This window comes from Enterococcus sp. DIV1298c, assembly GCF_017316315.1.
GTDB classification, from domain to species: domain Bacteria; phylum Bacillota; class Bacilli; order Lactobacillales; family Enterococcaceae; genus Enterococcus_B; species Enterococcus_B mangumiae.
On sequence record NZ_JAFLWG010000075.1, the window covers coordinates 1 to 2,828 of the forward strand.

The 2,828-nt window shown below is 44.5% G+C and carries 1 protein-coding gene; it reads left to right on the forward strand.

Going from position 1 to position 2,828, the window contains the following annotated elements; all coding sequences use genetic code 11:
• Positions 1–2,828: GLUG motif-containing protein (locus tag JZO83_RS13590; RefSeq protein ID WP_207116092.1), on the forward strand; the 2,828-nt coding region annotated here is incomplete at both ends.

A 2,828-nucleotide genomic window follows, 5' to 3' on the forward strand; every position in this document is an offset into this window, starting at 1 on the left:
AAGTTGAACAAGAAAAAACTGATGGCAAGTGTGCTTTTAAGTTCGATGGTATTTGCGCAAACAGCGCCTACTATTGCAAGCGCTTTAGAAGAGAGTGATCCAAACAGGAAAACTGTGATTGAAGCAGAGTCAATAGATGAAAAAATAGAAAATAGTAACGATGAGACTTTGATTGATCAAGTGACACCCGACGAATTAGAGGTTCAGGAAGAAGCAAGTAATGTGGAAACCATTCCTGAAGACATTGACCAAGAAACAGTAGAGACAACCGAACAGCTGATTGAAGAGCAGCAGACATTGTTGGAAGAACTGGAAGAGCAAAATGAAACGGTGATTGAATCCTACTTTTCTGGAGCGGGTGATGGTTCGATCAGCGCACCATTCCAAATCACTACTGAAGCTGAATTACATGAAATGCGAAATGATTTAACGGCGCATTATCAATTGATGAATGATATCACACTCACTTCAGAGTGGATACCAGTTGGATATGGATTAACTTTAGCGACAAAATTCACTGGAAGTTTTACAGCTGAACCTGGGACAGTTATCCGTAATGTGAGAGTTAACTCTGGTGCGCAAGCTGGTGATGTGAGCAATCGAGGATTTTTTGGTGTAGTAGATGGCGCAACGATTTCAGGGATCACTTTGGAAAAGCCGCACATTGTGGGCGGGCTGAATGGGCTCAATACTGGAGGGTTGATTGGACAAATCAACGATCAATCTGGGAATCCAACAACCGTCACTGATTCTGCTATCAGTGGTGGAATTATCGAAGCGACTGGTGGGAGTGTTGGTGGGCTTGTTGGCTACATGGCGAATAGGGTCTCTGGTACTATGGTTTTTCGTTCTTCTTCTTCAGCAACGATCACAGTAAATGCGAATCCTAACATGTACCCTCAAGCAGTGGGCGGTTTGATCGGAATAAATGGGAATGTAGTAGAGGACAGTTATGCGACAGGCAATGTCACAGCAAACGCAACCAATACAGGTGGATTGATTGGTTTAAACAGTGTGGGGAATGTGAGTCGTTCATATGCCACAGGAAATGTCGATGGTCAAGGTAATAATAACATTGGTGGTTTGATCGGTGGGCAAGATTTCTATAGTACAGTAGTCGATTCCTATGCGACCGGGAATGTCACTGGGCGAGCGAATGTCGGTGGATTCATCGGAGCTATTGATTCTTACGCAATCGAAGTAGCACGCAACTATAGTACAGGAAACGTAGTTGGTACTAGTTATGTCGGCGGATTTGTCGGTAATGCTGGGTATTTGACAATCGAAAATAGCTTCGGAATGGGTGATGTAACGGGAGATGCCAATGTAGACCATTTTGGCTTAGGCGGTACGAATAGCAATAACTTCTACTATAATAATGCTGAAGTGCGCTCTCAAGGTATGCTAGTGACTGGACAAGTTACCCCAAACGTCATTGAGCCGTTAGATGTCATTGAATTGCGAACACAAAGTACCTATGAAGCGAATGGTTGGGATTTTGGTAGTACTTGGGTTTGGGATGCTGCATCAAATTATCCTAAGCTAGGGTTAGGTAGCGAAGTCGATACGTTACCGATCGATGCGTTAGGCGAAACGCTTCAAGTTCCGTATGGTGGAGCAGAAACAAGGATTCCGCTCATTGAGGCATTTTCTTTATTTGGTCGCGGCGGAAATCCAGAAGATTACCTTTTTGAAACAGATGCGGATGGGGTCAGTCTTTCAGATGATGGCGACTATTTGATTTTGGAGATCACGAGTATTGGTACCTATGAGATTACGGCTACACCAATCAGCCGTCTGACTGCGTTAGAACCTGGTCAGAATTGGAATAAAGCAATCGTTGAAGTCACTCCAAGCGAAATTGTTCTAGAAAAAGGAACGGTCTTTAGTCGTGCCTTTAATGGGACGACAGGAATCGATCATTTTGATGCGCCAACATTAAGTGGGCTAGCGCCAGGAGATGAAGTGACTTGGATAGAAGGAGACTTCCAGTATACGGATAGTGCTGCTGGCACAAATACGATTGAAGGAGCAAACTGGACACTTGATTGGGGAACGATCGACAACTCCAACTACGTTATTACAGGATTGCCCACTATTGGATCTGACGAGTACCTTGTCACCGATATTTTTGATGTAGAAGCAATTACAAAAGCAAATGGTGCATTCTTGAAAATTGACGAAGAGCTAGCGGCACAAAACAATACCCATGAAGTGATCACGATTGCAGGAACAGCGCTTCTTCATCACGACGATACACCAGATACACCTGGTGAACAGTGGTACCATGACCATGCAGAGGAATTACTCCAAGATGTGACCTTCTTGATCTACGACACAGATCCACAAGCGAATCCATTGGCACGAGTGGTTGCTTATGCAGATGGGATAGCGGCAGTAGACGGCGCATTTGTAGGTTTAAGTGCCAACACCACGTATTGGATCACTGCAACTTCAGATGAGAGTGCGAACTTTAACGCAGGGGAAGAATCGGATCCAATCGTTCTTACTACGTCACTTTCAGGAGACAATGGAGGAAACAAAGATAATGGTGGAGATAACGGGGGCAATGGAGGTACCGGCGAAAATACCGGAAATACCGGAAACACCGGAAATACCGGAAACACTGGAAATAATATCAGCGCTCCTTCAGGCAACAACCAAACTGGGACGATTCCAAATGGTGGAAGTGTGAATACTTCTGGAAATGGTAATGGAAGTATTCCTACGAATGCTGCATCAGCCGGAAATAATAGCAGAAGTGGTAATTTACCGAAAACTGGTGAAGTAGCGAGTACATTCGCATTGCTTGGCTTTGGTGCGGTAGG